Raw genomic sequence first — 26,030 nt, forward strand, 5'->3', positions numbered from 1 at the left:
GCGTGCGCGTCTACAGTTCCAGCTCGTGAACGATGCGATCAAAATCCCGGCCCAGATAGGCCGAGGTAAAACCCAATTGCTTGTACAAGCCATGAATCGGGTAATCGGTCGACAGGTCCGTCGAGCACATTTTGCGAAACCCCTCACGCTTGGCGGCATCGATCAGATGCCCCAGCAATAAACGGCCCAGGCCCCTGCGCAGCCACGGGTCGGCGACGGCGACCGCGCAGTCGCACTGTTCGTCCTGATCGGTGGCGCGCCGATAGCGGCTGACACCGATTACCTGCAACTCGCCGTCATGGTGGATCAAGGCCAGGTAGCCGCGGCTGATCTGCGCCGACTCGCTCAGCAGTGTATCGATTGCGCTCGCATCGACATGGGTCACCGCGCCCAAAAACCGGAACCGCAGCGACAGCGGCGACAACCGCTGGAAAAAATGCAGCAGGCCCAGGTGATCGTGCGTCGACAACGGACGGATAAGCACATGCGTTCCGTCGTGCAGTTTTTCCAGCCAATGCTCGGCGGGCGAGGTTTTATCCATCTCGGCAATCAGAGCAGCGGTGTGTTGATTAGCTAGCATTGGGGGGCTCCAGCGCACAGTGGGGTCGAAGAACGGCCCTGTTCACACTGAGGGGGATGCGCGGCAGGCGTATTGATCAAGGTCAGAAAGCGTGATGCGGACTAACCGATCGTCCAGGGGCAGGTTGACCTGGATCAAACGGCCCCGCCCAGACCGCGCCAGAATCGGACTCTCTGCTGATTCGCTCAGGGGCACGGCATGCCTGTCAAACCGCCCACTGCTGGTTTCATCGATCCGGCTGTACCTGAAGAGGAACAGCATTACAGCCGTTCCGCGCTGTGGCTGACGTGGCTGCTCGGCGCCGCGATGTTTGCGACAGTGGTCGGCGTGGCGCTGCAATTCACCGACGTCGAATCCTTCACACGCTTGCTGACCCAGGCAGAGCCGCTGTGGCTGGTCGGCGCCCTGGCGTTGCAAGTCCTGACGTATATGGCGCAAGGGCAGGTCTTTCGGGTGGTGCTCAGGGCCGGGGCGCAGCCGCTTTCACTCTGGGAGGCGGGCAAACTCAGCGTGATGAAGCTGTTTGTCGATCAGGCCCTGCCGTCCTCCGGCATCAGCGGCGCCTTTGCGGTCGTGGCCTCCTTCGTCCGCCTCGGGTTCGCAAAACCGCTGGTGCTGGCGAGCCTGGTGCTGGATTTGTCCGGGTATTTCCTGGCCTATGCGGTGTCGGTCGGCGTGGCGTTACCGGTGGTGATCTTCCAGGGCCATGCCACGCCTGCGGTGATGACGGCGTGCCTGGTGTTCGTCGCCGTCAGCCTGTTGCTGGCAGTGGTCACGCCAAGGCTGGCCGGCAATCGGCGCCTGGTCGCGCATTTGCCGGGGCGACATTTTCCGATTGTCGCCAGAATCGCGTCATTGCTCACCGGGGCCGACAAGCAACTGGTGCGCAGCCAAGGGTTACTCTGGCGGATTACCTTGCTGGAATTGGTGATCATTGTGCTCGACAGCGCCACATTGTGGGTGCTGGTGCGCGCGCTGGGTGTGTCCGCGCCGCCGTTGGGGCTGTTTGCCGGTTTTATGCTGGCCAGCGTGCTGCGCAGTATCGGCATTGTGCCGGGCGGGCTCGGCGCCTTTGAAGCGGCGGCGGTGGTCACGCTGCATTGGGTGGGGGTGAACATTGCGGTGGCGCTTTCCGCCACGTTGTTATTCCGCGGGCTGACGTTCTGGTTGCCGATGCTGCCCGGCCTCTGGTTGGCCCATCGTGAATGGCGATCCAACGTCAAGCCGCCCGCCCGCGTGGCAACCGGCGATTATTGGAGCCCGCCAGTCAGCCAGGTGTTCAGCAGCCTGCACAGCACGCCGCAGGGCTTGAGCGAGGCCGACGCCAACGCGCGGGTGCGCAGCGCGCCGGCCACGCCCAAAGACCGACCGCGCGGCCTGGCCCGGCTGGTGCTGGAGCAAATGCGGACGCCCTTGGTGCTGATCCTGATCGTGGGCGCGCTGGTCGCCGTGGTGGTGGGGGACTGGCTAGATGCGGCGATTGTCGGCTGCATCGTGCTGATCAGCGCGGTTCTCAGCGCATGGTATGAAAATCGCGCCAGTACGGCGGTGGAGCAACTGCGCAGCAAGATCGCGCTGCGCGCCACGGTGCGGCGCGACGGCAAGGCCGTGGACATCGCCGCCAGCGAGGTGGTGCCGGGGGATATCCTGATACTCAGCGCCGGCAGCCTGATCGCGGCCGACGGTCGGATCCTGCAGGCGCTCGATTGCTTCATCGGTGAAGGCCTGCTGACCGGCGAAACCTTCCCGGTGGAAAAATTGCCGGGCGACTGCGCCGCCGATGCCACGCTCGGGCAGCGGCATAATTGCGTGTTCATGGGCACCTCGGTGCGCAGCGGCACCGCCGAGGTGCTGGTCACGCGCTACGCCTCGGACAGTGAGATCGGGCGCATCGCCAAGACCCTGACGCTGCGCCCGCCCGAGACGGAGTTCGAGCGTGGCCTGCGTCGCTTCGGCAGCTTGCTGTTGCGGGTGATGCTGGTGATCACGATCGTGGTGTTCGGCATCAATATCCTGCTGCATCGTCCTGCGCTCGACACCCTGTTGTTTGCCATCGCGTTGTCCATCGGGCTGTCGCCGGAACTGTTGCCGGCGATCCTGAGCATCACGCTGGCCAAAGGCGCGCAACGCATGGCCGCCAAAGGGGTCATCGTGCGTCACCTCAATGCGATTGAAAACCTCGGGGCGATGGACATCCTGTGTACCGACAAGACCGGTACGCTGACCCGCGGCGTCGTCGTGCTCGACGGCGCCATGGATCTGGCGGGCAATGCCGATGCCACGATCCTGCAACTGGCGGTGTTCAACTCCAGCCTGCAGACCGGCATGCGCAACGCCATGGACGATGCGATCACCCTGGCCGGCAAAACCCTGGCGCCATGCCCCGGCGCGAGCAAGCTCGATGAAGTGCCGTATGACTTCGTGCGCAAGCGCCTGAGCGTGGTGGTCGCGAATGCGCCTGAGGCCGCCCGGCTGATGGTGACCAAGGGGGCGCTGGACAATGTGCTCGAGGTTTGCACACAGGTGCGCCGCGGCGAACAGTTGCTGGCGCTGAGCGACACCGAGCGGGCCGCCATCGCGCAGCGTTTCGCCGACTGGAGCGAGCAGGGCTTCAGGGTTTTGGGCCTGGCCACGCGGGTCTTGCCGGACCAGCCGCACTACGGCCGGGATGAAGAAAAGGCCATGACCTTCCGCGGTTTTCTGTTGTTCTTCGACCCGCCGGAGCCGGGGGTGAAAGACACTCTCGCCAACCTTGAGCGCCTGGGCGTGCAAGTCAAGATCATCAGTGGCGACAGCCATCTGGTCGCCCGCCATGTCGGCATGGCCGTGGGCCTGCCCGTGGAGCGCATCATCACCGGCGCCGAGCTGGCGGCGATGAAAGACGAAGCATTGATGCACCTGGCGCCACTGACGACGCTCTTTGCCGAGGTCGACCCCAACCAGAAAGAACGCATCATCCGCGCCCTGCAGAAGACCGGGCACGTTGTCGGCTATATGGGCGATGGCATCAACGATGCCCCGGCGCTGCAAGTCGCCGATATCGGGATCTCGGTGGATAACGCCGCCGACGTGGCCAAGCAGGCCGCCGACTTCGTGTTGCTGGAGCACAACCTCGACGTGTTGCGCGAAGGCATCGAAGAGGGCCGGCATACCTTTGCCAATACCTTGAAGTACATTTCCATCGTCTCCAGCGCCAATTTCGGCAACATGATCAGCATGGCCCTGGCTTCGTTGGTATTGCCGTTCCTGCCGATGCTGGCCAAGCAGATACTGCTCAACAACTTCCTGTCCGATATCCCCTCCATGGGGATCGCCAGCGACAACGTCGACCGCGAATGGGAAAACACCCCGCACCGCTGGAACATCAGGGAAATCCGCAACTTCATGGTGGTGTTCGGGCTGGTCAGTTCGCTGTTCGATGTGCTCACGTTCGCGGCCCTGTACCTGCTGGCGGAAAAGGGCCCGGAAGTGTTTCGCAGCGGCTGGTTCGTCGAATCGCTGTTGACCCAACTGCTGACAATCTTCATCGTGCGAACCTACCGCCCGTTCTACCAAAGCCGCCCGGCCACACTGCTGTTGCTCAGCGCCGCGGCCATCGGCCTGCTGGCCGTCGGGCTACCTTACAGCCCGATCGCGTCCTGGTTCGGCCTGGTGCCCTTGCCACTGCCGATCCTGCTGACAGTGCTGGCAATCAGCCTGGCCTACATGGGCGCGGCGGAATGGGTCAAGCGGCTCTTTTACCGTCGCCAGCGGTTGAGCCGCGCTCGCGCTGCGCCGTAGCGTGGCGTGAGGGGTTACTCGTTACGTGCCCACGTGACGTTCACGCCGTACTGACTATCGCCGTAGCGGTACTGCGCCTTGCCTTTGAATGCGCCTTCCAGTGCATGCGCCAGGCGATTGGCCAGATGAATGCCGGTGGTGGTCACCATCAGGTCGTCCGCCACCTCCGTCACGCGCATGATGCGCTCCAGCGCATGCTCGGCCATTTCGGTTTTTTCGGTGTTTTCGATCAGGTGGATGATTTCATCATGGTGCTTTTGCAAGAAGCCGCCCGATAGCATCAGGGTGCCGGCCGGCATGTTGTCCGCGATGCGGCGGCAGGCCGGGCAGGTGACGGTTTGCGCGTCATGCACCACCGCGTTTTCAGGTCGGTTCCAGGTCCAGTTCCCGGCCTGATACACCGCGTCGCACTGCGGGCACACCGCCGAACCTTCAACCCGCGGCAAGCAATAGGGATCATGGGGCGGCGTTTTGAACAGCTTGTTTTTCTGACTCTGCTGATACTTGTCCATGGTGTTTCTCCTGACGCATCGAGAGGGGCAAACCCGCGTGTTGACGATCGGGTGGATTTCACAGGTTGATTTGGACGCTGTTTCCGCCCGAGCGGGTTGATTTTTGTCAACTCGCAGAGCGCCCGGCGACCGCCGGTGTAAGCGTTGCGGCGGGCGTCGGCAACGGGTGTGAGTTTGTTGATAAAAGTCAACCTCGCCGCAGGCACTTCAGAGAAGCATGCAAGTTCCGTCGACGTGAGAGGAGAGCACCCTGATGGCTCACAGTAAAATCGTGTTTCGCGCGGCTGCCCGCGAGAAGATCCTCAGCGGCGCCACCCAATTGGCGGACGCGGTGCGCGTGACGCTGGGGCCGAAGTCCAAGTCGGTGTTGATGCAGAACAAGTGGGGCAACCCGACGGTCTGCAATGACGGCGTCACGATTGCCAAACGCATTGACCTGCAGGACCCCGAGGAGAACCTCGGCGCGCAAATGCTGCGCCAGGCCGCGGAACGCACGGGTGACGCGGTCGGCGACGGGACCAGCACGTCAACGGTGCTGGCCCATGCGATCCTGGCCGATGGCATTCGCAACGTGGTCGCGGGGGCCAGCGCGATCGATCTCAAGCGCGGCCTGGATCGGGGCCTGCAGCTGGTCGTCGAGTCGCTGGCGGCGCAGTCCCGTCCCGTCAGCACGCCCAAGGAAAAAGCCCAGGTGGCGACGCTGTCGGCGCATAACGACGCGGTCATCGGTCAACTGGTGGCCGACGCGCTGGAGAAGGTCGGCGTTGAAGGCGTGGTCAGCGTCGAAGAGTCCAAGACCACCGAAACGGTGGTCGAGGTCATGGAGGGCATGCGCTTTGACCGGGGTTATGTCTCACCTTATTTCGTCACCGACACCGAGAAAATGCAGGTCGAACTCGACGATGCCTGCCTGCTGCTCTGTGACCACAAGATCGGCGCACTCAAAGACTTGCTGCCGTTGTTGGAACAGGTCGCCAAAAGCGGTCAGCCCCTGGTGTTGATCGCAGATGACATCGAAGGCGAAGCGTTGACCACGCTGGTGGTCAACCACATCCGCGGCGTGCTCAAGGCCGTGGCGATCAAGGCCCCGGGCTTTGGCGACCGGCGCAAGGACATGCTGCAGGACATGGCCGTATTGACCGGCGCCACGGTGGTCTCCAACGAACTGGGGATCAGCCTCGAACAGGTCGACCTGCAGCAGTTGGGACGGGCCCATCGGGTGGTGGTGTCGAAGGACAGCACTTCGCTGATCGGCGGCGCCGGTACACGCGCCGCGATCGACGCACGCCTGCAGCAGATCCGCGGGCAAATGGCGGCTACCACCAGCGATTACGACCGTGAAAAGCTCCAGGAGCGGCTGGCCAGGCTGTCCGGCGGCGTCGCGGTGATCCGGGTCGGCGCGCCGTCCGAAGCCGAAATGAAAGCGCGCAAGGACGCCCTGGATGACGCGATCTCGGCGACCCGCGCGGCGATCACCGAAGGGATTGTCCCCGGCGGCGGCCTCGCGCTGCTCAAAGCGGTGCCGCTGATCGCCGCCGAGGAAGCCCGGCAGGAGGGCGATGTCCGCACCGGCCTGCAGATACTGCGCCGGGCATTGGAAGCACCGGCGCGGCGCATTGCGGAAAACTCGGCGGTGGACGCCGGCGTGGTCGTTGCGCGCATGCTGGCGGAGCCGGGCAACATTGGCTTTGATGCGTCCGCCAATACCTATGTCGACATGTACGAAGCCGGCATCATCGATCCGACCAAAGTCGTGCGTATTGCCCTGGAAAATGCAGTTTCCGTGGCCAGTATCCTGCTGCTGACCGAAGCGACCATTACCGATATCCCAGAAAAAGAACCGCCAGCCCAACCGTCGTTCCCTGAAGGTTGAGCGCCTGCTCGCGCCTTGCTTCGATTTGAATCGCCCTGATGGAGGCATGCACCCATGAACGTAACCAAGGCAATCGCCGGCCGGCGCTCGACACGTGACTACACGCCAGAACCGCTCGATGAAAAACTCATTTGTCGCTTGATCGATGCCGCCGCCCAGGCGCCCAGCGCGATGAACCAACAACCGTGGACGTTCACGGTGATCCGCGACCAGGCGCTGCTGGAGCGGGTTTCCCGCGAAGCCAGGGCCTGGATGCTCGCCACCACGCCCGCCGGAACGCACTCCAGCCACTTCCAAGCGTTGCTCAGCGAGGACAGTTTTCAGATTTTCTACCACGCGCCGGTCCTGGTGCTGATCTCAGGCAACGCGCCCAATCAGTGGATTGTCGAAGACTGTGCCCTGGCGGCCGAGAACCTGATGCTCGCGGCGTATGCCGAGGGGCTCGGGACGTGCTGGATCGGTTTCGCCCAGGGCTTTCTGAATACGCCGCAGGGTAAGCAGGCGCTCGGCCTGCCCGCCGAGTGGATGCCCGTGGCACCGATTATCGTGGGGCACCCGAAGTCTGTGCCCGCGCCCATCGTGCATAAGACCCCAGAGATCCATTGGATAGGCTGATGCCCCAGGCAGGGCTACCGTTGATCCAGCGGTTGACCGGTGTCTCGGTTTTCTGACGTGGATCAGATCGCCCGCCAGGCCGACTCCTATGCTCGGATTGAACCCACGACGTTGAGATGAGCTGAAATGAACAAGCCACGCTTGCTTGGCCAGTGCTTGCTGATCGCGGCAAGTGTTCTGCTGTTACCGTCCACCGGCGCGTTTGCCAACCCCGCGATGCCAGGGTTAGGGCTAGGGCCAGGGCAGGGCGGTATGTTCCGTCACGCCTCGAATTTCGATTGGGTCAAGCATACGCAGCAGACCCTGGAAGAACTCAAGGGCAAGCTCAGTCTCAAGCCGGAGCAAATGCCCGCCTGGGAAACCTGGGCCGCAGGCGTCATCGCAGACGCCAATCAGCAAGTGGAAAACGACAACCCAGCCGCTACTGACAAGGCAAGTGCCAGACAAGCGCTGAAGGACGAAACAACACCGCAGAGAATGGCCAAAGGCATAGAGCGCCTGCGCACGCAAACCAGCTGGATGCAGGCGCAACTGGTCCGTCTGGACGCGGCTCAGGCACGCACCCAAACCTTCTACGATGCCCTCGATGCCCAGCAAAAAACCATCTTCGATCTGTTCTGGACGGTGATGCATCACCGCATCGCCGATCAGGACGGTTGGCGAATGCCCATGCACATGGCATGGCCGCAAGGGTGCGGCGGGCTCAACCCGACCAGCCAACCGTAATGCTATTCGCGAGCCTCCTGGGTAAACATCATGAACAGTGACTCAGTAAAACAGTGCGTGCTGACAGGGTTCATCCTGCTGGCTGCCGCCGTTGCATTGCCGGCGCATGCCGGGCCGCATGGCGGTGGGCATGGGGGCGGGCCGGGCTGGTGGGGGTTTGGCCTCGGCCTGGGACTGGGTTGGGAAGCCGCGCGCATCGCCACGCCGTATTACTACCCGACGTATCCGGTTTATTACTATCCCGCCCCGACGTACTACTACCCGGCCAGCCCGCCGACGGTGGTGGTCGAGCCTCAGCCCGTCACGGCCGCGCCATCGGCCTGGTACTACTGCGATTCCGCCAAAGGCTATTACCCGAGCGTACGCCAGTGTCCTGAGGGATGGCGCATGGTTCCCGCGACGCCGCCGCCTGGCCCCATCCGTTAAGACCCCGGACGCGTGGGCTGTTTTTCATTCCTCCCTGGAGCCAGATCATGAGCCAATACCAGTGTTTGTTACTGATCATCAATCCCGCCCTGCGTGACTCCCCGGCAATCGGCCATGCTGCCGCCCTGGCCAAGGCCAGCGGCGCGAGCCTGCATATTGTCGCGCTGGCAACACCGTTGGACATCTTGTTGCTACTGGCCGAGAACGTGCGTGAAAAGGCCCGGGCCAGCTACCTCGAGGACCACCGCGACTGGCTGAACGCCCAAACCAAGAACCTCCACGCCCTGGGGCTCAACGTGACCGCCCAGGTGACCTGGGCCACCAACCTCAAGCAAGACATCCTGGATTACGTCACCGAGACGCAGCCCGATCTGTTGATCAAACAGGTTCAGCAAGAGTCCGCGTTCAAGCGCGCGTTCTTCACCCCGCTGGACTGGCAGTTGCTGCGCGAGTGTCCGATTCCGGTCTATCTGGTCGGCGGTGGTGGGCATGCCTTGCCGCGCATCGTCGTGGCAGCGGTTGACGTGTCGAATGTTCAACCGGCCAACAGCGCGTTGAACCAGCGCATCATTGAGCAGGCCACCAGCCTGGCGCTGCAATGCGATGCCGAGCTGCACCTGCTGTATGCCTGCGATATGTCGACGATCTACATGGCTGACATGGGCGGTATGGCCCTGTCCAATCTCAGTAAGGACCTGGCGAGCAAGGAGGAAAAAACCTTCCTCGAACTGGCGCGAGACTATGGCGTGCCTTCCGATCGTCATCACTTCGTTTTGGGCAATCCGGTTGCGGTGTTGAGTCAGTTCGCCAAGGAACACCAGGTGGATGTGATCGTGATGGGCCGGGTCCAGTATCACGGCATCGAGAAGCTGCTGGGCAGTACCACCGAACACATTCTCTATCAGGTGCCTTGCGGCGTACTGGCGGTCTAGCGCGGCAAAGGCGGTGTGCAATGAAACAACAGATGAGGTGACCCATGAGTTATAGCCCTTCGCTGCAAACGCTCTGGCAGGATCGGTCGGTGGCCGGTCAAAGCCTGGTGGAGCCGTTGCTCAGATACGCCCGCCGCCCCGACGTGATCATCCTGGCCTTGCCGCGTGGCGGCGTCCCGGTGGCGTATGAGGTGGCCACGGCCCTGCAGGTGCGCCTGGATCTGATGGTGGTACGCAAGCTCGGCATGCCGTCCCAACCCGAATTCGCCATGGGCGCCATCGCCAGTGGCGGTATCCAGATCCGCAATGAAGAGGTGCTGCGGGCTCATTCGATTGATCAAGACAGTTATGACGCGGTGGTCGCCCGCGAAACTCGCGAGTTATCGCGCCGTGAGCAGGTTTACCGGGGCACGCGGGCGCCGCTGCAGTTGAAGGATCAGGTGGTCATCCTGATCGATGACGGCCTGGCCACAGGGGCCTCGATGCTCGCCGCGATCCAGGCGGTGCAGGTGCAGGCCCCGGCGCGGATCGTCGTGGCGGTGCCGGTCGCGCCGCTGGATACGGTGGAAACCCTGCGCTGCATCGTCAATGAAGTGATCTGCCCGCTGATTCCTGAGCGGATGATGTCCATCGGTTACTGGTACTCGAACTTCCCCCAGACCACCGATGCAGAGGTCATTGAGTTATTGCAGCGGGCCTGGCAACGCGAATCGACTGAAGCACACCCGCTGTAGATGCGTCGCGCCAGGTGAGCCTTACACACCGAACGGAAAGGTTTCGTCTTCCGCTTCCAGCTCCTCGTTTTTGGGCAGTGCCAGGGCCTTTACCGCCTGCGTCTGCTCGAACCAGAGCATGGCGTCGAACTGTTCGGCCAGTACCGCTTCGAAGTAGTGGCTGTCGCGTTCGGTTGTGGGCCGGTAAATCACGCCAATCGCGCGTTCCAGCAGGGTGGCGGACAACACCGTGCGCAGCTCGGCGCGCTGCGGGTCGCGCCAGTCGGTCAGCGAGGCCGGCACGCCGGCTTCGAGGAACTGATGCTCCCAACTGTCGGGACGGGAAGGCCGCACCGCCTTGATGAGCATCTCGGCGTCCCAATCGTCGGCCGCCGCCACGTGGCCACGGTCGGTGCTCATGCCGATCAGCACGGCGTCGCGCCCATAGGCACTGCGGCACAGCTGGCCGATGTTGAACTGGCCCTTCCAGCCCATCTCCGTGGCAGCGGCATTGCCGATATGCGAGTTGTGCGCCCAGACCACCGCTTTGGCCTGCGGGCCCCGGTGCTCCAGCAGGGCGCGCAGGGTGTCGAACATGTGGCGGTCACGCAGGTTCCACGACGCGGTCGAGCCGCGATAGACGGCGCGGTAGTACTGTTCCGCCGCACGCACCACGCGGGCGTTTTGCGTGGCGTTGAAAAAACTTTCGTCATCCTGGATGAGCCCGGCCAATTGCTTGGCCAGCATCACGTTGAGTTGTTCGACCACCTGCGGTTCACAGGGCATCAGGCCATTGCGTTCGACGAAATGACCGTACAAGGCCGGGTCATCCTGCCAGGGCGTCAGGCAGCCGTAGCGCCGCCGTGCTTCCTGGGCCAGTTGCGGGTCAACGCTGTCCAGATAGTGCAGCACCTCATGGATCGAGTTGCGCATGCTGTAAACGTCGAGGCCACGGAACTCCACGCGGTCTTCACTGGCGCGTTGATGGTTGTAGCGGTGCAGCCAGTGGGCAAAGGCTTTGACCTCGGCGTTGCGCCACATCCAGGTGGGGAAGCGGCTGAAGATATGGCGTTTCCAGGCCGACGGGGCCAGCCCTCGGACGTATTTGTCGACATGCCCTGCATCGGGCCAGTCGGCCTCAACGGCGACGATGGAGAAGCCATGCCGCTCAATCAAGCGTTGCGTGATGGCGGCCCGGGCGCGATAGAAATCGCTGGTGCCGTGGCTGGCTTCGCCGATCAGCACCACCCGCGCATCCGCGTAGCGATCGAACATTTCGCCGAACGCTGCAGAATCGAACGCCGGCAGAGGCTCGGCAAATTGGCGCAGGACCGCGGCGATGGCGGCTCTATCGACCTGCCGAGACGCGCCATAGTGTTTATCCAGCATGCGTTGGGCGGGTGTGCTCACGGCCGTCGTCCCGTTCAGTGTTTATCTATTCCTACACCCTGACTCAGGTGAATCATTGAGTTTTGTCAATAAAGCCCGCACGGCCTTGGGCCAAGGTGGATGAACCCGTTACGCGCCGGCTACCGACGCTGCTCATGGAGGCTTGTGATATGAGGTGCTCTATCAATCGATCACACCTGACGCTTGCCCTCTGTGTGGTGGCCCTTGTGGGCTGTACCGACACCCGCGACCGGGCATCGCAAAAAACCGCATCCATGCCCGCGCTGGCCTTGGTAAACGACGTGTGTTCGCTGTGCCACGGGCTGACGGGGGAGTCGGTATCGCCGTTGTTTCCCAAATTGGCCGGCCAGCAAAAAGACTACCTGAAGCAGCAGTTGACGGATTTCAAAAACCATACGCGCATGGATAAAGCCTCGACTCAATACATGTGGGGCTTTACCCATTTGACCGAATCGCAGATCACTGAACTGGCGGACTACTATTCAAAACAGCCGGCCATGCAGGCTGAAGCCGAAACGCCTGACGCGCGGGGCGAATTGATCTTTCGCCACGGCGTGCCGGAATCCGGCATCGCTCAGTGCAGCGCCTGTCATGGCGCCGAGGGCCGGGGCCATGGCCAGACCCCACGCGTGGCAGGCCAGCATGCCGCGTACATGGTTCGCCAGATCCAGGTGTTTCAACAGGCCGACCTGCGTGAGCGCGGTGACCTGACGAGCCAGATTGCGCACACGCTGTCGGACGTCGATGCCGAGGCGGTCGCGCATTACATGGCCAGGCTGGGGCCATGAAGCTCACGGCCGTACCGCAGGCGCCCAGCGCGCTGACGTCGACGGTCAAGCGCTCGCGGGCGGTGAGTAATGAGGAGATTGCCGCGGTGTTTGACGATATCGCCGACCTGCTCGAAATCGATGACGCCAACCCGTTTCGCATCCGCGCTTATCGGGTTGCGGCGCGCACGCTGAGGGCGCTGACGGTCGAGTTGGCGCCGCTCATCGCACGTGGGGAAACCTTGCCGAAACTGCCGGGTATCGGCGTCGATCTGACGGCCAAGATCAGTGAAATCGCCAGCACCGGTGATTGTGCGCTACGGCAACGCCTGCGCTCGACATTGCCGCCTGGGCTGGTTGAACTGCTGTCCATCGCCGGCCTCGGCCCCAAACGCATCAAACACCTGTATCACGGCCTGGGGATCGAAACCGCGCAGCAACTGTGCGAGGCCGCCGAGCAGGGCCACATCCGCCATGTGCCCGGTTTTGGCGAAAGGCTTGAGGCGCGCTTATTGAGCGCCGCGCAGAAGGGGCTCGGAAAGGATCGCCGGTTGCCGCTGGGCGTTGTCGAGCCCGTGGCGCTGCAGTTGATCGAGTATCTGCATCAGCTGCCCGGGGTCGAGGACGCGAGGCTGGCCGGCAGTCTGCGGCGCATGCGCGATACCGTGGGCGACATCGACATCCTGGTGGCGGCAGCGCCCGCAGTGGCGGTCACGGCGCACCTGATCAAGCACCCGGAGGTGTCCACCGTATTGGTCAAAGGCCGCACGCGGGCCAGTGTCGTACTGGACTCCGGCCTGCAAGTCGACGTGCGGGTGGTCAAGCCTGCGGACTGGGGCGCCGCGCTGGTGTATTTCACTGGCAGCAAGGCGCACAACATTGCGATTCGCAAGCAGGCGCGGGAACAGGGCCTGAAGCTCAACGAGTATGGCGTGTTCAAGGGCCAGGAACGCCTGGCGGGTGCCACGGAGGTCTCGGTTTATCAGGCCCTGGGGTTGCCGTGGATCACGCCGGAGCTGCGCGAAGATCGCGGTGAGGTCGCGGCGGCACTCAGCGGGCGTTTGCCCAGGCTGGTGGAAGTGAGTGATCTCAAGGGTGACTTGCACGCGCACACTTGCGACGCGGATGGCGCCAATACCCTGGAACAGATGGCACTGGCCGCGCAGCAAGCCGGGTTGGAATACCTGGCGATCACCGATCATTTCCTGGACAGCGAGCGGCTGCTGAAGCAGATCGACCAGATCGATGCGCTCAACGCCCGCCTGCGCGGCATCACCTTGCTCAAGGGGGTTGAAGTCGAGATTCTGGAAGATGGCAGCCTGGGGCTGCCAGACGCTGTTCTCGCTCGCCTGGACCTTGTGGTGGGCGCGGTCCACACGCATTTCAACCTGACGCTGCGGCAACAGACGCAACGCCTGCTCAGGGCCATGGATCATCGCTATTTCACGCTACTGGCGCACCCGCTGTGTCGCCTGATCAATCAGCGCGCGCCGTTGAACATGGACCTGTCGGCCGTCATCAGGGCCGCTTCTGCACGCGGCTGCTGCCTGGAACTCAACGCGCAACCCCAGCGCATGGACCTGTTCGACCTTCAATGCCAATACGCCAAAGACCAACACGTGCTGATCAGCATCAATTCGGATGCCCAGCGCACCGCGGATTTTGCGTACTTGCGCTACGGCGTCGCGCTAGCCCGGCGTGCCTGGCTGGAAAAGGGCGATGTACTCAATACCCGTTCGCTGAGCGCGCTGAAGTCGTTGTTGGCTGCTACGGCAGGCGGGCGTGCGCAAGGCGCCGGGAACTGACGGTTCGGTCTGATTCTTGGTCGAAAGTTGACAAAAATCAGAGCCCCGCACCGACGGCGCCGGATACTTGAACCGTAGCCGGAGCGTTCCTGCTACGACCCTCAAGGAGAATACCCATGAATATGCGTTTACCCGTAGTGTTGCTCAGCGTCCTCCTCGCGTTATCGGCTGGTTGCAGTAACAAACCGGCCAAAGAACTGGATGCACGCCTGGAGGCTGCTCAAAGCACTGCGCTGTCGGCACGCGCCAGAGCCGATGAAGCCTACTCGAAAGCGGAGCAGGCGGCGATGGCGGCCAATCAGGCGCAACAGACTGCCGACCAGGCCAATGAGCGCGCCAGCCGGATGCTCGAAAAAGCCAGCCGCAAATAGTGAACGGTTGCAGCACCCGACACGTCGTCGGGTTTGCTGCAAGACAGCCGCAGGCCTGCAACCAGCCCTGCCAGGCAGCACATCTGGCACCTGCGCGTCGACTCAACAGCATTGGCTTGGTTTTCCCCGACTATCATCTCTTCGCGTAACGGACTGCCGCTGAACATGTGGCTTAGGCTGACGTTCGGCAGGCGTTACCTGTGCATTCGCACGCTCTTGAAGATCGAGCTGTTCGATATTTTCCGGGGATGAAGCGTTGAACCACTGCAGATAAAAAAAGCCCCTTGTCGGTTTCCCGCCAAGGGGCAGTGCAGCCTGGGATTCATTCGCCTTTGATCGGCACGACTTTATCCGCTTTCATGGCTTCTGGCTTTTTCGGCAACGAGATGCACAGCACGCCTTTGCTGAAACTCGCGTCGATCTTATCGGCATCAATACCTTTGGGCAGGTTGAACACCCGCTCGAAGGAACCGTAGTGACGCTCGCTAAGGTGGTAGCCTTTGCGTTTTTCTTCCTTGTCCTCCTGTTTCTCGCCTTTGATGATCAGGCTGCCGTTGGACAGTTTGACCTCAATGTCTTTCTGATCCATGCCGGGTACTTCGGCGGTGATCTCGTAGCTTTTGTCTTTCTCGGTGATGTCCACGGCAGGCATGCCATGGCCGATCAGCTCGCGACGCCAGAACGGTTCAACGTCGAACAGCCCCCGGCTGAAGGGCGACAGGCCGGAACCGAGATTGAAGTCATCAAACAGGTGGTCCACCTGTTGCCGCAGTTTTTCCAGCGGCCGCCACAGGTCTGTCGTCACGGGATGCTGGTCGGATTTGTGTTCGGTAGTGACCGGCATTTTTTTTGCGGAATTGCTCATCTTTCGGTACTCCTCTTCAGATAGAAGGCAGGCAGCAGAACGGCCTCTGCGCGGCCTGCCAGGACAGAACACGGGGGCAAGCCCATCGTTACAAGGTCAGCGTCCCCGACCACAGCATCCAGCCGGCATAGGCCGCGGCCGCCCAGATGATGATCAACAGGCCGGTCTCGGGGCCGCTGAGCGCTTGTCCCTGACGGGCGCGCAGGGTGCCCAGGTAGATCAACGAGCCCGGGGCGTAGAGGAGGGCGCTGAGCAGCATGTATTTCGGCCCGGCGGCATAGAGCAACCACATGCAATACAGTGTGGCGACGGCCGCGATGGCCATGTCGCGCAATTGCAGGCCGCGGTGGCCGGCATAGGTGTCACCCTTCCAGGTCAGTTTCAGCGCATACAGGCCGCTGAACAGGTACGGCAATAGAATCATCGAGGTGGCCAGGGAGATCAGCGCGAGATAGGTAGCGCTCGAATACAAGGTCAGCAGCAAGAACAATTGAATGCAGCCGTTGGTCAGCCACAGCGCATTGGCTGGCGCGCCTTGGGTGTTTTCCACGCCCAGCGAGACAGGCATGACCTTTTCCTTGGCGGGCGTGAACACCGACTCGGCCGCCAGCAACGTCCAGGCGAGCAGGGCGCCGCCGACCGAAACAATCAGGCCGATGCTGATCAGCACTGCGCCCCATGGCCCGGCCGCGGCCTGCAGCACGCCCGCCATCGAGGGGTTCTTCAAGGCGGCGAGTTCCGGTTGTTTGAGCACCCCCAGCGACAGCAAGGACACCGAAATCAGCAGCAACAACGTGATGACAAAACCGATCACCGTGGCCCGCCCGACATTGGCCCGCTCCGCCGCACGGGCAGAAAACACGTTGGCGCCCTCGATCCCGATAAACACCCAAACGGTGACCAGCATCGTGCTTTTGACTTGATCGAGCGTACTGCCCAACGCCGGCGAGCCCCAGAAGTCGACAGTGAACGTTTCACGCTGGAACGCGGCGATCACCAGGCCGATGAACAACAGCAACGGCACGATCTTCGCGACCGTCGTCAACGCATTGGCCCGCGCAGCGGTGCGCAAGCCCCTGAGGATCATCCAGTGCAACGCCCACAACACCACGGACGCACCGGCGATCGCCGCCTTGTTATTGCCTTCGCCAAACACCGGGAAGAAGTAACTCAGCGCAGCGAACAGGATCACCAGGTAACTGACGTTGCCGATCCAGGCACTGATCCAGTAACCCCAGGCGGAGTTGAAGCTCAGGTATTCGCCACCCAGCGCACGCGCATAGGCAAACACACCGTTGTCCAGCGCGGGCTGGCGGTTGGACAGGGTCTGATAGACCAGCGCCAGCGACAGCATGCCGACGCCGGTGATCAACCAACCGATCAGAATCGCACCGGCGCCCGCACTGGCGGCCATATTTTGCGGCAGGCTGAAAATGCCGCTGCCGATCATCGAACCGACTACCAGGGCAATCAACAAGCTCAGCGACAAGCGCTTGGGTTCTACCTTGCGCAGACTGCCTGCCACGGGTTGGACAGCCGGCGGGACGATCGGTTGAGAGCCTTGCAGATGCGTAGCCATGACGAGCCTCCACGAAAACGTGAGTATCTGCACCGTCGAATGCGAGGGTGCGACTGCTGCATCTAATTTCTGCGCGAAGGGGCTGGGTCTGGTTGATTTAGATCAGATGTAAGTGTCTGCGGATCAGTCGCAATACTTAACTGATTGAATTGTTTTTCAAAAAAATTTTCCCTCGGGTGTTTTCGTCATTAAACGCCAAAGTGTTGTTCGTCGATGATATTGATGCGCCAGGAACGCGCTGAACCGTAACGGGAACATTTTATTGAGGAAGGTCAAGCCGCCGCGCCCCGTGGATGCCAGGATAAGGCCAACCTGGGGCAAGGTTCCCTGTAACCTCATCGAGTGTCGAGGCGGCCCATGATGCGAGCATTACGGTTACTGCTTGGCGGCTCCCGTCAGGCCGTGGATTCCCCGGCGCTGTGGAGCCGCGCATGATGGATGCCCCTTGCCCGGCGTTGTTGGTGCTGAATGCGGGCTCTTCAACCCTCAAGTTTTCCCTTTACTTCGTGGCGGCACCAACGGTCCATTGCCTGGGCAGCGGCATGATTGAAGTGCGCCAGGGCAGGGCAACGCTGGCGTACCAGGCCCCAGGATCCGAGGCCGAACATCAGGAGCAATGGCGCGCCGACAGTTGCATGGACGCAGTTTCCCTGGGCAACCTGATGCGTTGGCTGGGCAGCAACCGCCAATGGCAGATTGTCGGCGCGGCGCATCGGGTGGTCCATGGCGGCGCCCGTCGGGAAGTGGCTGCGCGGGTCGATAGCGCGCTGATCGACGAGATACAACGACTGATTCCAATGGCACCGTTGCACCAGCCCTTGTGCCTGGCACCGATTCTCCATATGGCCCGCGAGCATCCCGAGCTGCCTCAGGTGGCCTGCTTCGACACTGCCTTTCACCACACACTCGACCCGCTGGAAACCTTGTACGGCCTGCCCCGGGCACTGAGCGAGGCGGGCCTGCGGCGTTACGGCTTCCATGGTTTGTCCTACGAGTACATTGCCGGGGTCCTGGCGGATTACGACCCGCGCGCGGCGGCCGGGCGCACCCTGGTCGCACACCTGGGCAACGGTGCCAGCCTGTGCGCGATGCGTAACCGCATCAGTTGCGGCACCACCATGGGGTTTTCCACCCTGGACGGGCTGTTGATGGGCACCCGCCCGGGCAACCTGGACCCCGGCATCGTGCTGTACCTGCTGCGCGAACGCGGCATGAGCGCGGCGGCGGTCGAACACCTGCTGTACCACGAGTCCGGATTGCTGGGCGTCTCTGGCGGTGTGGCGAGTGACATGCGGACGCTGCTGGCCAGCCACGCCGAAGGGGCCGCGCAGGCCGTTGAGTTGTTTGTACGGCGTGCCGTCAAGGAGATCGGCGCGCTGGCCGCATTGCTCGGCGGGCTCGACGCGTTGGTGTTCACCGGCGGCATTGGCGAACATGCACCCACCGTGCGTGACGGGATTCTCGACGGTTGCGCCTGGTTAGGCGTAACCCGCAACCAGCACCCGCCCACCGGAGCCTGCCTGACGACGCCGGACAGCCCGGTATCGGCCTGGGTCATCGCCACTGATGAAAATGCCGTCATCGCTCGACACAGCCTGGCCTTGCTGCCGGCGCCGGCATCGAGCGAGGCGCTTTAGCCACTATCGCCTTGAGGTGTCGACGTGTATGCATTCCTGCCACGCGAACTGCCGGAGCAGTTGCGCGCATTGACCGAGCTTGCGCTTAACCTGCGCTGGACCTGGAACCATGCGCTCGACGAACTCTGGAAAAGCATCGACCCGCAGCTGTGGGAGCGTACCCACAACCCCTGGTTGATACTGCAGAACACCTCGCCGCACCGGCTAGGAGAACTCTGCCGAGATGCGACGTTCTCGCAAACCCTCGCGCACGCCATCGAAGAGCATCGGCACTACCTCAGCGAGCCGGGTTGGTATGCGCAGCAGACAAGCGCCGGCGATTCCAAGCGGATCGCCTACTTCAGCATGGAATTCGGCCTGAGCGAGGCGCTGGCGCTTTATGCCGGCGGGCTCGGTGTGCTGGCCGGGGATTACCTGAAGACGGCAAGCGACATGGGCGTACCGGTGCTCGGGGTGGGGTTGCTCTATCAGGAAGGCTATTTTCGACAATCCATCGACGCGATGGGGCGCCAGCAGGAGGCCTACCCCTATAATGACCCCACCAGCCTGCCGATCCAGCCGACGTTTGGACAGGACGGCGCGTGGTTGAAAATCCCCTTGGCGCTTCCCGGCCGGACCCTGTATTTACGCGTGTGGCAGGCCATCGTCGGGCGTACCAGCCTGTACCTGCTCGACAGTAATGACCTGCTCAACGGCGCCAGCGACCGTGGTATCACCTCGAAGTTGTACGGTGGCGGTTCGGAGATGCGCTTGCTGCAGGAAGTGGTGCTTGGCATCGGCGGCTGGGCCACACTCGAAGCGTTGGCGATCAATGTCGATGTGTGCCACCTCAACGAAGGTCATGCTGCACTGCTGGTGCTGGAGCGTGCCCGGCGCTTCATGCATCAGAAGGGCACATCGTTCCAGGAAGCCTGGTGGGCGACGCGGGCAGGCAACGTGTTTACGACCCATACGCCAGTGGCTGCGGGTTTCGATGTGTTTTCCGCGGAATTGGTACTCAAGTACGCCCGCGGCTATCTCGACGACTGCCGCCTCACCTCGCACGAGTTGCTGGCGTTGGGCCGACGCAATCCGTCGGATGCGGATGAACCCTTCAACATGGCTTTTCTGGCGCTGCGTGGGTGCGCTCAAGCCAATGGCGTGAGCCGCTTGCACGGCGAGGTCAGCCGACGGCTATTCAGCGATTTGTATCCCCGCTGGCCTGTTCAAGAGATACCGGTGGGGCATGTCACCAACGGTGTGCATGTGCCGTCCTGGGACTCAATGTGGTCCGATCATCTGTGGACCACAAGCTGCGGCAAGGAGCGTTGGCGCGGCGCAGTCGAGTTGCTGCCGGCGACGGTCGCCAACAATGACGACGAGGCCTTGTGGAACATGGCTGCCGAGCAACGGCGCGACCTGGTGAGCTATGCGCGCAAGCGCCTGGCCTGGCAGCTCGAGCAGCGTGGCGAGTCGGCGCAGCAGGTGGCGGAGGGCGGGCAGGTGTTTGACCCCAACTGCCTCACGCTCGGGTTTGCGCGACGCTTCACCGACTATAAGCGCCCGAACCTGCTGCTGCACGACAGCGACCGCCTGGCGCGGCTGTTAACCAACGAGCAGCATCCGGTACAACTGCTCATCGCTGGCAAGGCTCATCCCGCCGATGAGCGCGGCAAGCAACTGATCCAGGCATGGCTCGACTTCGTGCATCGCCCGGGGCTGCGCCGGCATGTGGTGTTCCTGGAAGACTACGACCTGGAAATGGCCCAACACCTGGTGCAAGGCGTCGATGTCTGGATCAACACCCCGCGTCGGCCCTGGGAAGCCTGCGGCACCAGTGGCATGAAGGTGCTCGTCAACGGCGGGTTGAACCTCTCGGAACTCGATGGTTGGTGGGCGCAAGCGTACCAGCCCGCCTATGGCTGGGCGATCGGGGATGACGCGCCGAGCGATGACGACGTCGACGCTGAGCGCTTGTACGGCCTGTTGGAAAACGAGGTCGTCCCCACGTTCTATTCACGCGATGCACAGGGTATTCCACGCGACTGGGTGCAACGCATGCGCGCCAGCATGTCGCAGCTGGGGCCGTACTACAGCAGCAATCGCATGCTGCAGGAATACCTGGAGCATCTTTACCAACCGGCGATTCAGGCGTTTCGACGCCGCCGCGAGGATAACGCGGCACTGGCGCGCACGCTCCATGCCTGGCAGAAGGCGTTGACGGCGGCCTGGGACAATATTCACTTCGGCGCGGTCGAGGGGCATCGCGATGGCGACTGCCTGTGCGTTCGCGTGCCGGTCTATTTGGGTGAGATCTCGCCTCTGTGGGTCAAGGTGGAACTCTATGGCGGCCTGTGCGACGAGTACCCCGCAGAGTGCTTGCTGATGAATGCCGTCGATGTGATTCCGGGCGCCATCCAGGGTTATATCTATTCCATTTCGGTCGCCGCCACGCGCCCGCTGGAGCACTACACTCCGAGGGTTCGCGCCTGGCACGCGGATGCCTTTCTGCCAGCGGAAAACCCATTGATTGCGTGGCAGCGTTGAGCTGCGATACGCCTATTGTCAGCGAGCCAAACCGGGGTAAAGCCTGGCGGCCAACAGCAGAAGAACGGTGAACACCGAGAGCATCACCTATCGCAATGGGCGCTGTACCACGCGGCAGCAAAGCGCATTTGTTGATAAAGATCAGAGGGCATCGGGAGCAACCCCAGATACTCGTGCGACTGACTTAACCGTCTTCCCGCACTCTCGACTCAACAAAAAGGAAAAGGATCATGGGCGCAGCCGCCATTTCCCCGCAGGCTGAACGTTTCAACCTGCCGGTCAGTGAATGGGTTACCTCGACTGTTGATCCGCTGGCGCTAGCGCCGGTTTCATCGGCCATTACCAGCGTGGCGGCGAGAGCCAAGGTCCTGTTCGTGACCTCCGAATTGGCCGGCCTCGTGAAAACCGGCGGGCTCGGCGATGTATCGGCGGCATTGCCCCGGGCCCTGCATCCCCTGCACGATGTGCGCGTGTTGATGCCGGGTTACCCGCAAGTGCTCAACAGTGGAAATCCGGTCCATGTGATCAGCGAGCTGGAGGGCCATGCGGCATTGCCGGCGTGCAAGATCGGGCGGATGGACATGACGGATGGCCTGGTCATTTACCTGGTGATCTGTCCCGAACTGTATGAGCGTGAAGGCACTCCTTACGGGGATAACAATGGCCGTGACTGGCCGGATAACCATATCCGGTTTGCCCGTCTCGGCCTGGCCGCGGCCGACTTCGCCGCAGGCGCGGTGAAGTGCCAGTGGCGTCCGGAGCTGGTGCACGCGCATGATTGGCCGGCCGGCCTCGCGCCGGCGTACATGCGCTGGCGTGGGCAGGCCACGCCGAGCATTTTCACCATCCATAACCTTGCCTATCAAGGCATGGTCAGCAGCGGTTCCCGGCGCGAACTGGGCATCCCCGAGCACGCGCTGGCCTCGGACGGTATGGAGTTCTACGGCAAGCTCTCATTGCTCAAGGCCGGCATGGCCTATGCCAACCACATCACCACCGTCAGCGCGACCTACGCCCGGGAAATCACCACGCCAGCGTTCGGTTGCGGCCTGGACGGCTTTCTGCAGAGCAAAGCCGAACAAGGGCTGCTCAGCGGCATTGCCAATGGTATCGACGCCAGTTGGGACGCCGAAACCGATGAGCACTTGATCTGCCGGTTTGCCGCTAACGATTGGCTCGGCAAGGCGGTGAACGCCCACTATGTCCGCCAGTTGTTCAATCTCAAGCCGTCGACGGGGCCTCTGTTCGCGGTGGTATCGCGTCTGGTCTTCCAGAAAGGCCTGGATCTGACCATTGGCGTTGCCGGGCACATCGTCAGGCAGGGCGGGCAGATCGCCATCATCGGCCGTGGCGAACCGCAGGAAGAGGAGGCCGCACGGGAGCTGGCCCGGCGCTTCCCGGGCCAGGTCGGTGTGCTTATCGGCTTCAACGAAACGGATGCTCGGCGCATGTTTGCCGGCAGTGACTTCCTGCTCATGCCGTCGCGCTATGAACCGTGCGGCCTGAGCCAGATGTATGCGCAGCGTTTCGGCTCATTACCGGTAGCCCGTAATACCGGTGGGCTGGCCGACACGATCGAAGATGGCGTGAGCGGTTTTCTGTTCGAGGAACCCACCGTGGAAAGCTACGCGGCAGCACTGACGCGGGCGATCAAGGTGTTCGCCAACCCTGAACTGCTCAATGCAATGCGTTGCCGCGCCATGCGCAAGCCGTTCGATTGGCACCAAGCCATAAAGCCTTACAGCGCCCTGTATCTGCGATTGCTGAAGGCCAATCGGGTATCCCTGGCGGCCCCCTCACTCAATGGAGAGATATCGTGACCCATTCACAGCCGCACATTCGTTGGTTCAAGGACTTGGGTATCAACGAGGTCGCACAGGTCGGTGGCAAGAACGCCTCGCTGGGAGAGATGTACCAGAACCTGACAGGCCAGGGCATCCGCGTACCCAACGGGTTTGCCGTTACTTCAGACGCGTACCGTTATGTCCTTGAGCACAACAAGGCGTGGGCGCCGCTGCATGCCGCGCTCGACGGCCTCGACCCCAACGACATCAAGGACCTGCAAGCCCGCGGCAAACGGGCGCGGGCGATTGTGTATGGCTGTACGCTGCCGGAAGACCTGAAGAGCGCGATACTGCACAGTTACGCCCAGCTCAAGCGCGAATATGGCAACAGCCTTTCACTGGCCGTGCGCTCCTCGGCAACCGCCGAGGACTCGCCGCAGGCGTCATTTGCCGGGCAGAACGAGACCTATCTCAACATCGCCAATGAAGATGCGCTGCTCGATGCCTACAAGCGTTGCCTGGCCTCCAACTTCACCGATCGGTCGATCCATTACAAATACGACAACGGCTTTGATTGCTTCAAAGTCGATCTCGCCGTCGTCATCATGAAAATGGTGCGCAGTGATCTCGGGGCCAGTGGCGTGATGTTTTCCCTGGATACGGAAACCGGCTTCAAGGATGTCGTGTTCATCAACGCCGCGTGGGGGCTTGGGGAGAATGTGGTGCAGGGCGCGCTGGCCCCGGACAGTTTCTACGTACACAAACCCAGCTTCGTCGCCGGTTATCGTGGCGTGCTCAAGCGTAGCCTGGGCAGCAAAGAAAAGAAGATGGTGTTTACCGATACCCTCAATACCGGGAACATCGCGCAGGAGTACACCGCGAATATCGAAACACCCGACGAAGAACAAACGCGCTTTTGCCTCTCGGACGGGGACGTGATGGTCCTGGCTGACTATGCCATCAAGGTTGAAAACCACTATTCGAGCAAAGCCGGTTTCTACAAACCCATGGACATGGAATGGGCGAAAGACGGGATCGATGGCCACTTGTATATGGTCCAGGCGCGCCCCGAAACGGTGGCCTCGCAGAAAAAAGGCAGCGTGCTGCAGATCTATCACCTCAAGCAACGCTCGTCAGTGCTGCTCAAGGGGAAGGCGGTCGGCACCCGCATCGGTGCCGGGAAGGCCCGTATCGTCAACGATGTGAAACAGCTCAGCGAGTTTCAACCGGGTGAAGTGCTGGTCTCCGAAGCCACGACTCCGGATTGGGAACCGGTGATGAAAACCGCCGCCGCGATTGTGACGAACCGCGGCGGACGCACCTGCCACGCGGCCATCGTGGCGCGGGAGCTGGGTATTCCCGCGATCGTGGGCGCCACCAATGCGGCAGCGACAATCAAAACCGGCGCCTTGTTGACCGTCAGTTGCGCCGAAGGCGAAATCGGAACGGTCTACGACGGCATCCTGGATTTTGATGTGGAGGAAACGGACCTCAGCCAACTCGGGCATCCCGACACGCGCATCATGATGAACCTGGCCAACCCCGATCAGGCCTTCAGCCTGGCCTCGCTGCCGGTCGACGGTATCGGTCTGGCGCGCATGGAGTTCATCATCAATGAATGCATCAAGGTCCATCCGATGGCCCTTGTCCACCCGGAAAAGCTGGATGACGCCACCCGTGAAAAAATCGCCGTGCTGAGCGCCGCGCATGCGGACCCTACGGATTTTTTCATCAAGACCTTGGCCGAAGGCGTCGCCACCATTGCCGCAGCGGTGTACCCAAAACCGTGCGTGGTACGCATGAGCGACTTCAAGAGCAATGAGTACGCGACCCTGCTGGGTGGGCAGTATTTCGAGCCGGTAGAACACAACCCGATGATCGGTTTTCGCGGCGCGTCCCGATACAGCCATCCGGCTTATGCCGAAGGGTTTGCGCTGGAGTGCGCGGCGATGAAATGGGCGCGCGAACACATTGGCCTCACCAACATCAAGTTGATGATCCCGTTTTGCCGCACCGTGGCGGAGGGCGAAAGGGTATTGGCGACCATGGCCAACCATGGCCTGCAGCGCGGAGAAAACGGGCTGGAGGTCTACATCATGTGCGAAATACCCAACAACGTGATCCAGATCGACGCGTTCGCCAAACTGTTCGACGGCTTCTCGATCGGTTCCAACGACCTGACCCAGTTGACGCTCGGCGTGGACCGCGACTCGGAAATCGTCGCCTTCGATTTCGATGAGCGCGACCCGGGCGTCAAGCAGATGATTCGCCTGGCGGTAGAAGGCGCCAAGCGTAACGGCCGACACTCGGGAATCTGCGGGCAGGCGCCGTCGGATTATCCCGAGATGGCGGAGTTTTTGGTGTCGATTGGCATCGACTCAATGAGCCTCAGCCCGGATGCGGTGCTGGCGACGATTCGGCATGTGCTGGCGGTGCAGGCGCAGCGGTTACCGAGCGATGAGGCCGACCGGGGCAACATCGGCACGTGAGGCCTTTCATGCAAGGCCTTCGTCTCGCAATGCTTTGCGCACCGCAGGACGCACCTTGACCCGGTCATACCAGGCCCGGAGGTTATGCAAGTGCTCGAAGTGGATGTCGGCCTTGTAATAGCTGGTCAGCCAAGAGGCCTGGCCCCAGCCGGTCAATGCGAACAGATAGGCATCCGCCACCGTGAAGGCATCGCCCATGAGGTATGGACGGGTACTCAATTGTTCGTCGATCCAGGCGAAGCGCTTTTCCAGCTTTGGCTTGGCAGTCTCGACGTATTGACCTGCGAGTGTGGCGTACAACAGCGGAATGTAGCCCTTGTGAATCTCAGACGACAGGAAGCTCAGCCATTCCTGAAGTCGGTATCGATCGAGGGTGCCATGAGCGGGAACCAGCCCAAGCGCCGGCTTCAGGTCGCCCAAATACTGCACGATTGCCGGGCCTTCACGCAGGAGCGTGCCATCGTCCAGCTCGATGGCGGGTACGTAGCCCAGACGGTTGACCTCGAAGTAGTTGGCGCCCGATTCGGTAAGGTGCGTCTTGTGATCGACCTTGATCAGCGTGGCATCGAGACCCAATTCATTCAGAACGATGTGGGGCGAAAGCGAGCAAGACGCGGGGATGTAGTACAACTTCATTGGC

At 62.0% G+C, this 26,030-nt stretch carries 20 protein-coding genes; 14 read left to right on the top strand and 6 right to left on the bottom strand.

All coding sequences use genetic code 11. From position 1 onward, the window contains the following. Positions 1-10: 10 nt before the first annotated feature. Positions 11-580, bottom strand: a complete 570-nt coding sequence (locus ACP7E3_RS13380; RefSeq protein WP_108524068.1) for a GNAT family N-acetyltransferase — start codon at positions 578-580, stop codon at positions 11-13. A 198-nt stretch (positions 581-778) separates the two neighbouring features. Here ACP7E3_RS13380 and mgtA point away from each other — a divergent pair, with 198 nt between their 5' ends. Beyond that, positions 779-4,360, top strand: coding sequence for a magnesium-translocating P-type ATPase (mgtA, locus tag ACP7E3_RS13385; protein ID WP_426123332.1), 3,582 nt, complete (start codon positions 779-781; stop codon positions 4,358-4,360). Positions 4,361-4,374: 14 nt separating this feature from the next. Here mgtA and ACP7E3_RS13390 read toward each other — a convergent pair whose 3' ends face one another. After that, positions 4,375-4,872: a BCAM0308 family protein gene (locus tag ACP7E3_RS13390; RefSeq protein ID WP_017845773.1), complete on the bottom strand. Its 498-nt coding sequence runs from the start codon at positions 4,870-4,872 to the stop codon at positions 4,375-4,377. Between the two features lie 253 nt (positions 4,873-5,125). On the opposite strand from ACP7E3_RS13390, the gene groL reads away from it, so the two are divergent. From groL to ACP7E3_RS13420, 6 genes are all read left to right on the top strand, one after another. Further along, positions 5,126-6,745, top strand: coding sequence for a chaperonin GroEL (gene groL / locus ACP7E3_RS13395; RefSeq protein ID WP_057004093.1), 1,620 nt, complete (start codon positions 5,126-5,128; stop codon positions 6,743-6,745). A 54-nt stretch (positions 6,746-6,799) separates the two neighbouring features. Then, on the top strand, positions 6,800-7,360 hold the full coding sequence (locus ACP7E3_RS13400; RefSeq protein ID WP_057004094.1) for a nitroreductase family protein: 561 nt from the start codon (positions 6,800-6,802) through the stop codon (positions 7,358-7,360). A 126-nt stretch (positions 7,361-7,486) separates the two neighbouring features. Next, a complete protein-coding gene (locus ACP7E3_RS13405) occupies positions 7,487-8,086 on the top strand; it encodes a Spy/CpxP family protein refolding chaperone (RefSeq protein WP_108524070.1) in 600 nt (199 codons plus the stop codon). A 30-nt stretch (positions 8,087-8,116) separates the two neighbouring features. Next, positions 8,117-8,512, top strand: coding sequence for a hypothetical protein (locus ACP7E3_RS13410; protein WP_026139877.1), 396 nt, complete (start codon positions 8,117-8,119; stop codon positions 8,510-8,512). A 47-nt stretch (positions 8,513-8,559) separates the two neighbouring features. Beyond that, complete coding sequence (locus tag ACP7E3_RS13415; protein ID WP_108524072.1) at positions 8,560-9,444, top strand: universal stress protein; 885 nt, start codon at positions 8,560-8,562, stop codon at positions 9,442-9,444. Positions 9,445-9,488: 44 nt separating this feature from the next. Then, positions 9,489-10,178: a phosphoribosyltransferase gene (locus tag ACP7E3_RS13420; RefSeq protein WP_102618214.1), complete on the top strand. Its 690-nt coding sequence runs from the start codon at positions 9,489-9,491 to the stop codon at positions 10,176-10,178. A gap of 21 nt (positions 10,179-10,199) precedes the next feature. Here ACP7E3_RS13420 and ACP7E3_RS13425 read toward each other — a convergent pair whose 3' ends face one another. Further along, a complete protein-coding gene (locus ACP7E3_RS13425; protein ID WP_046383397.1) occupies positions 10,200-11,546 on the bottom strand; it encodes an erythromycin esterase family protein in 1,347 nt (448 codons plus the stop codon). Positions 11,547-11,821: 275 nt separating this feature from the next. Between ACP7E3_RS13425 and ACP7E3_RS13430 the strand changes: the two genes are divergently transcribed. From ACP7E3_RS13430 to ACP7E3_RS13440, 3 genes are all read left to right on the top strand, one after another. After that, complete coding sequence (locus ACP7E3_RS13430; RefSeq protein ID WP_164886991.1) at positions 11,822-12,355, top strand: c-type cytochrome; 534 nt, start codon at positions 11,822-11,824, stop codon at positions 12,353-12,355. Further along, entirely contained in the window at positions 12,352-14,139 is a 1,788-nt protein-coding gene (gene polX / locus ACP7E3_RS13435; protein WP_128191453.1) for a DNA polymerase/3'-5' exonuclease PolX, read from the top strand. Before ACP7E3_RS13430 ends, polX begins: the two co-directional genes overlap by 4 nt. A gap of 116 nt (positions 14,140-14,255) precedes the next feature. Further along, positions 14,256-14,510, top strand: a complete 255-nt coding sequence (locus ACP7E3_RS13440; protein WP_017845783.1) for an Lpp/OprI family alanine-zipper lipoprotein — start codon at positions 14,256-14,258, stop codon at positions 14,508-14,510. Positions 14,511-14,832: 322 nt separating this feature from the next. Here ACP7E3_RS13440 and ACP7E3_RS13445 read toward each other — a convergent pair whose 3' ends face one another. Both ACP7E3_RS13445 and arcD read right to left on the bottom strand, forming a co-directional pair. After that, a complete protein-coding gene (locus ACP7E3_RS13445) occupies positions 14,833-15,375 on the bottom strand; it encodes an Hsp20/alpha crystallin family protein (RefSeq protein WP_046383400.1) in 543 nt (180 codons plus the stop codon). 88 nt (positions 15,376-15,463) lie between these two features. After that, a complete protein-coding gene (gene arcD / locus ACP7E3_RS13450) occupies positions 15,464-16,954 on the bottom strand; it encodes an arginine-ornithine antiporter (protein WP_057004100.1) in 1,491 nt (496 codons plus the stop codon). Between the two features lie 431 nt (positions 16,955-17,385). On the opposite strand from arcD, the gene ACP7E3_RS13455 reads away from it, so the two are divergent. The 4 genes from ACP7E3_RS13455 (at position 17,386) to ppsA (ending at position 25,390) form a co-directional block, all read left to right on the top strand. Continuing rightward, entirely contained in the window at positions 17,386-18,591 is a 1,206-nt protein-coding gene (locus ACP7E3_RS13455; protein WP_261754785.1) for an acetate/propionate family kinase, read from the top strand. Between the two features lie 24 nt (positions 18,592-18,615). Next, positions 18,616-21,117, top strand: coding sequence for an alpha-glucan family phosphorylase (glgP, locus tag ACP7E3_RS13460; RefSeq protein ID WP_128191451.1), 2,502 nt, complete (start codon positions 18,616-18,618; stop codon positions 21,115-21,117). A 230-nt stretch (positions 21,118-21,347) separates the two neighbouring features. Beyond that, a complete protein-coding gene (gene glgA / locus ACP7E3_RS13465; RefSeq protein WP_426123339.1) occupies positions 21,348-22,937 on the top strand; it encodes a glycogen synthase GlgA in 1,590 nt (529 codons plus the stop codon). Then, positions 22,934-25,390 carry a phosphoenolpyruvate synthase gene (ppsA, locus tag ACP7E3_RS13470; RefSeq protein ID WP_426123341.1) on the top strand — a complete coding sequence of 819 codons (2,457 nt, stop codon included), beginning with the start codon at positions 22,934-22,936 and terminating at the stop codon, positions 25,388-25,390. The genes glgA and ppsA overlap by 4 nt, the downstream gene beginning before the upstream one ends. Before the next feature lie 6 nt (positions 25,391-25,396). Here the strand turns inward: ppsA and gstA are convergent, their stop codons facing one another. Next, complete coding sequence (gene gstA / locus ACP7E3_RS13475) at positions 25,397-26,026, bottom strand: glutathione transferase GstA (RefSeq protein WP_126585265.1); 630 nt, start codon at positions 26,024-26,026, stop codon at positions 25,397-25,399. Positions 26,027-26,030: the final 4 nt, after the last annotated feature.

Source organism: Pseudomonas sp. PSPC2-3 (assembly GCF_049898265.1).
In the GTDB taxonomy this organism is placed as follows: Bacteria; Pseudomonadota; Gammaproteobacteria; order Pseudomonadales; family Pseudomonadaceae; genus Aquipseudomonas; species Aquipseudomonas veronii.

Coding starts and splice junctions, on each gene's coding strand:
- ACP7E3_RS13380 (WP_108524068.1), bottom strand. CDS start 580: ATGCTAGCTAATCAACACACCGCTGCTCTGATTGCCGAGATGGATAAA.
- mgtA (WP_426123332.1), top strand. CDS start 779: ATGCCTGTCAAACCGCCCACTGCTGGTTTCATCGATCCGGCTGTACCT.
- ACP7E3_RS13390 (WP_017845773.1), bottom strand. CDS start 4,872: ATGGACAAGTATCAGCAGAGTCAGAAAAACAAGCTGTTCAAAACGCCG.
- groL (WP_057004093.1), top strand. CDS start 5,126: ATGGCTCACAGTAAAATCGTGTTTCGCGCGGCTGCCCGCGAGAAGATC.
- ACP7E3_RS13400 (WP_057004094.1), top strand. CDS start 6,800: ATGAACGTAACCAAGGCAATCGCCGGCCGGCGCTCGACACGTGACTAC.
- ACP7E3_RS13405 (WP_108524070.1), top strand. CDS start 7,487: ATGAACAAGCCACGCTTGCTTGGCCAGTGCTTGCTGATCGCGGCAAGT.
- ACP7E3_RS13410 (WP_026139877.1), top strand. CDS start 8,117: ATGAACAGTGACTCAGTAAAACAGTGCGTGCTGACAGGGTTCATCCTG.
- ACP7E3_RS13415 (WP_108524072.1), top strand. CDS start 8,560: ATGAGCCAATACCAGTGTTTGTTACTGATCATCAATCCCGCCCTGCGT.
- ACP7E3_RS13420 (WP_102618214.1), top strand. CDS start 9,489: ATGAGTTATAGCCCTTCGCTGCAAACGCTCTGGCAGGATCGGTCGGTG.
- ACP7E3_RS13425 (WP_046383397.1), bottom strand. CDS start 11,546: ATGCTGGATAAACACTATGGCGCGTCTCGGCAGGTCGATAGAGCCGCC.
- ACP7E3_RS13430 (WP_164886991.1), top strand. CDS start 11,822: ATGCCCGCGCTGGCCTTGGTAAACGACGTGTGTTCGCTGTGCCACGGG.
- polX (WP_128191453.1), top strand. CDS start 12,352: ATGAAGCTCACGGCCGTACCGCAGGCGCCCAGCGCGCTGACGTCGACG.
- ACP7E3_RS13440 (WP_017845783.1), top strand. CDS start 14,256: ATGAATATGCGTTTACCCGTAGTGTTGCTCAGCGTCCTCCTCGCGTTA.
- ACP7E3_RS13445 (WP_046383400.1), bottom strand. CDS start 15,375: ATGAGCAATTCCGCAAAAAAAATGCCGGTCACTACCGAACACAAATCC.
- arcD (WP_057004100.1), bottom strand. CDS start 16,954: ATGGCTACGCATCTGCAAGGCTCTCAACCGATCGTCCCGCCGGCTGTC.
- ACP7E3_RS13455 (WP_261754785.1), top strand. CDS start 17,386: ATGATGGATGCCCCTTGCCCGGCGTTGTTGGTGCTGAATGCGGGCTCT.
- glgA (WP_426123339.1), top strand. CDS start 21,348: ATGGGCGCAGCCGCCATTTCCCCGCAGGCTGAACGTTTCAACCTGCCG.
- gstA (WP_126585265.1), bottom strand. CDS start 26,026: ATGAAGTTGTACTACATCCCCGCGTCTTGCTCGCTTTCGCCCCACATC.